Raw genomic sequence first — 3,701 nt, 5'->3', positions numbered from 1 at the left:
CCACTGACCCCCGAACGAAAGGTACGGCGATGCACATCGAGCCAGGAATCGTCGACGGCGCCAAGATCGTCCTCGGCGGAGTCGGCGTGGACGTCGCGCGGGCGCACCGAGATCCCGGCGCGGCGCAGCAGTTGCTGGGTGTCCTTGCGCTGCTCGGGCAGCACGACGGTGACGACGTCCCCGTCGCTGCCCGCGCGGGCGGTGCGGCCGGACCGGTGCAGATAGGCCTTGTGCTCCATCGGCGGATCCACGTGCACCACGAGTTCGACCCCGTCGACGTGCACGCCGCGGGCGGCGATGTCGGTGGCGACCAGGACGCGCGCCTCGCCGCTGGAGAACGCAGCCAGGTTCCGCTCCCGGGCGGGCTGGGACAGGTTGCCGTGCAGGTCGACCGACGGCACACCGGACTCGGTGAGCTGCCTGGCCAGCTTGCGGGCCTGATGCTTGGTGCGCATGAACAGGATCCGCCGGCCGGTGCCCGACGCGAGACGATGCACGAGCGCCTTCTTGGCGTCGACACCGCCGACGTGGAAGACGTGGTGGGTCATCTGGACGGGCGCGTCTGCGGCCTCGTCGACCGAGTGCAGCACCGGATCGGCCAGGAAACGCTTCACCAGCTTGTCGACGCCGTTGTCCAGCGTGGCCGAGAACAGCAGCCGCTGCCCACCGGCGGGGGTCGCGGCCAGGATCCGGGTCACGCCGGGCAGGAAGCCGAGGTCGGCCATGTGGTCGGCCTCGTCGATGACCGTGGTCGAGACCGCATCGAGGCTGATCAGCTTCTGCCGCATCAGATCTTCCAAACGGCCGGGACAGGCGACGACGATGTCGACGCCGGACCGCAGCGCGTTGACCTGCCTGCTCTGGGCGACCCCGCCGTAGACGGTGGTGACGCGAAGACCCGACGCGGCCGCCAGCGGTTCGAGCGTCGCGGTGATCTGGGTGGCGAGTTCGCGGGTCGGCGCGAGCACCAGACCCGACGGGCGCGAAGGCTGACTGCGGCGACCGGTGAGGCGGGTCACCAGCGGCAGAGAGAACGCGAGAGTCTTTCCGCTGCCGGTCTTTCCGCGGCCGAGCACGTCGCGTCCGGCGAGCGAATCGGGCAGCGTGGCCGCCTGGATCGGGAACGGTTCACCGATCCCTCGTGCGGCCAGTGAGCTCACCAGAGCTGCGGGCACACCGAGTTCGGCGAAGGTTTGCGTGGTCATTCTTGAGGGGTCTTCCTGTCTTTCGGCCTTGTCGGGCAGCGTGTGCCCGGCAGCCGCGACGGAGACCGTCATGCGGAGTGCGCACACCGTGGCGAGTTCGCCACAACAATGTCTGGTGGTGATGGTCGTCGGCGCTGTGAAAAGGCACCTGCTCCGGTGGTCCGCAGCCGACGTCCCGTCAACAATAGCCGATGCCGCCAGACCGGGCGCATTCGAGGTGGTCAGTACGTGGCGTACCCGGCCAATCCGGCGGCGAGCGAGACCGGCACGCGGGCCTTCATCCTGGTGCCGCTCTCGGTGTGTTCGACGGCGTCGACACGGCCCTCGGCGTGCACCCGGTTCACCAGATCACCACGGTCGTAAGGGATTGTGACGTCTACCACGGTGTCGCGCGGTGCGATCATCTCGGCCATCCGGGCCTGCAGACGGTCCAGCCCGTCGCCGGTGTGCGCGGACACGAACACCGCACCCGGCAGCGCCCGGCGCAACTGCGCCAGCGTCAGCCCGTCGGCGGCGTCGATCTTGTTGACCACCAACAGTTCCGGTGGCGGCGGCGCATCGGTCTCGGCGATCACGTCGTTGACCACCTGGCGCACCGCGTTGATCTGCGCCAGCGGGTTGACGTCGGAGCCGTCCACGACGTGGACCAGCAGATCGGCGTCGGCGACCTCTTCGAGGGTGGACCGGAACGCCTCGACCAACTGGGTCGGCAGGTGCCGCACGAACCCGACGGTGTCGGTCAGCACGAACTCGCGTCCGTCGGCCAGTTCGCCGCGGCGGGTGGTGGGTTCCAGGGTGGCGAACAACGCGTTCTCGACCAGCACCCCGGCGCCGGTGAGTGCGTTGAGCAGGCTGGACTTGCCGGCGTTGGTGTAGCCGACGATGGCCACCGACGGCACGTCGTTGGCCACCCGACGCCCCCGCTGGGTGTCGCGGACCTGCTTCATGTCACGGATCTCGCGGCGCAGCTTGGACATTCGCTCACGAATGCGCCGGCGGTCGGTCTCGATCTTGGTCTCGCCGGGGCCGCGGGTGCCCACGCCTCCGCCCGCGCCGCCGGCCCGGCCACCGGCCTGCCGGGACATCGACTCACCCCAGCCGCGCAGCCGCGGCAGCATGTACTCCATCTGTGCCAGCGACACCTGCGCCTTGCCCTCCCGGCTGGTGGCGTGCTGGGCGAAGATGTCCAGGATCAGCGCGGTGCGGTCGATGACCTTGACCTTGACCACCTTCTCCAGCGCGTTGAGCTGCGCCGGGCTGAGCTCGCCGTCGCAGATGACGGTGTCGGCGCCGGTGGCCAGCACGATCTCGCGCAGTTCGGCGGCCTTGCCGGAGCCGATGTAGGTCGAGGGGTCCGGCTTGTCGCGGCGTTGGATCAGGCCCTCCAGCACCTCGGAGCCCGCGGTCTCGGCGAGCGCGGCGAGCTCGGCGAGGCTGGCGTCGGCGTCGGCGGCGCTGCCCTCGGTCCACACGCCGACCAGCACCACGCGCTCAAGGCGCAGCTTGCGGTATTCGACCTCGGAGACGTCGGCCAGCTCGGTGGAGAGCCCGGCGACACGCCGGAGCGCGGACCGTTCCTCCAGGGCCAGCTCGCCGACGCTGGGGATGTCATCGGAGAATTCGGGATAGGTCATAGGCGAATCAAGATTCGCACGAATGTCACTTCTCATGCACCCCAATTAACGCGTCGGCCCAGTCGGCGGTTCCCTGCTGGGCCGCCCACCACTGGTCGGCGATCTCACCGTGCGCGACCAGCACCGACGGTCCGCGCAGGTGGCTGTTCGCCGCGCTGACGGTCACCAGGACCTCGCCGCCGGGGACGCGCACCGTCAGTGACCCGGTCTGCGCGCCCTGGTGCGCCAGCGCCGCGACGGCGGCCGCGACCGTGCCGGTGCCGCAGGACCGGGTCTCCCCCACCCCGCGCTCGTGCACCCGCATCGACACCGCCCCGTCGGCCGGCGCGGTGAGCACCTCGACGTTGACGCCCTCCGGGAACTGCGCCGTGTCGAACTGCACCGGCGCCGCGACGTCCAGCGCGGCGAGCTCCGCGTCGCTGAGCGTGTCGTCCACGCAGGCCAGGTGAGGGTTCCCGACGTCGACGGCGAGCCCGGTGAAGGACCGCCCGCCGACCGTCGCGGTACCGGTACCGCGCTGGTCGGCCTTGCCCATCTCGACGGTGACGTCGGCGGTGGTGCCGGTCGGGCCGTGCAGCACGACCGGCCGGGGCCCGGCCAGGGAGCCGACGACGAACTCGTCGCGGCCCTCCAGACCGCTGGCGCGCAGGTAGTGCGCGAACACCCGCACCCCGTTGCCGCACATCTGCGCGATCGACCCGTCGGCGTTGCGGTAGTCCATGTACCAGTCGCCCTCGCCCACACCGTCGAGGTGCCGGCCTTCCGCATCGGCCGCGTCCCGGTCACCAACGCCCAGTGGCAGCAGTTCATCGACGACGGTGGCTACCACCAGCGCCGGTGGTGGTCGGAGGCGGGCTGGGCA

At 70.6% G+C, this 3,701-nt stretch carries 3 protein-coding genes and 1 pseudogene; 1 reads left to right on the top strand and 3 read right to left on the bottom strand.

The features are described 5' to 3' along the window. The 3 genes and pseudogenes from ASJ79_RS20515 to dapF all read right to left on the bottom strand — a co-directional run. On the bottom strand, positions 1-1,205 hold a 1,205-nt coding region (locus tag ASJ79_RS20515; protein ID WP_067959192.1), incomplete at its 3' end, for a DEAD/DEAH box helicase. Positions 1,206-1,426: 221 nt separating this feature from the next. Then, a complete protein-coding gene (gene hflX, locus ASJ79_RS20510) occupies positions 1,427-2,839 on the bottom strand; it encodes a GTPase HflX (RefSeq protein WP_156448545.1) in 1,413 nt (470 codons plus the stop codon). Between the two features lie 25 nt (positions 2,840-2,864). Further along, a pseudogene (dapF, locus tag ASJ79_RS20505) lies at positions 2,865-3,635 on the bottom strand (diaminopimelate epimerase); the annotation flags it as partial. On the opposite strand from dapF, the gene ASJ79_RS34240 reads away from it, so the two are divergent. Next, positions 3,591-3,701 (top strand): SUMF1/EgtB/PvdO family nonheme iron enzyme (locus ASJ79_RS34240; RefSeq protein WP_231750955.1); only part of this gene is annotated, 111 nt, incomplete at its 3' end. The pseudogene dapF and the gene ASJ79_RS34240 sit on opposite strands and share 45 nt — an antisense overlap.

Origin of the sequence: Mycobacterium sp. NAZ190054 (genome assembly GCF_001545925.1) — a bacterium.
In the GTDB taxonomy this organism is placed as follows: domain Bacteria; phylum Actinomycetota; class Actinomycetes; order Mycobacteriales; family Mycobacteriaceae; genus Mycobacterium.
The sequence above is the reverse complement of the archived record's forward strand: the minus strand, read 5'-3'. Positions and strand labels throughout refer to the sequence as shown.

Coding starts and splice junctions, on each gene's coding strand:
- hflX (WP_156448545.1), bottom strand. CDS start 2,839: ATGACCTATCCCGAATTCTCCGATGACATCCCCAGCGTCGGCGAGCTG.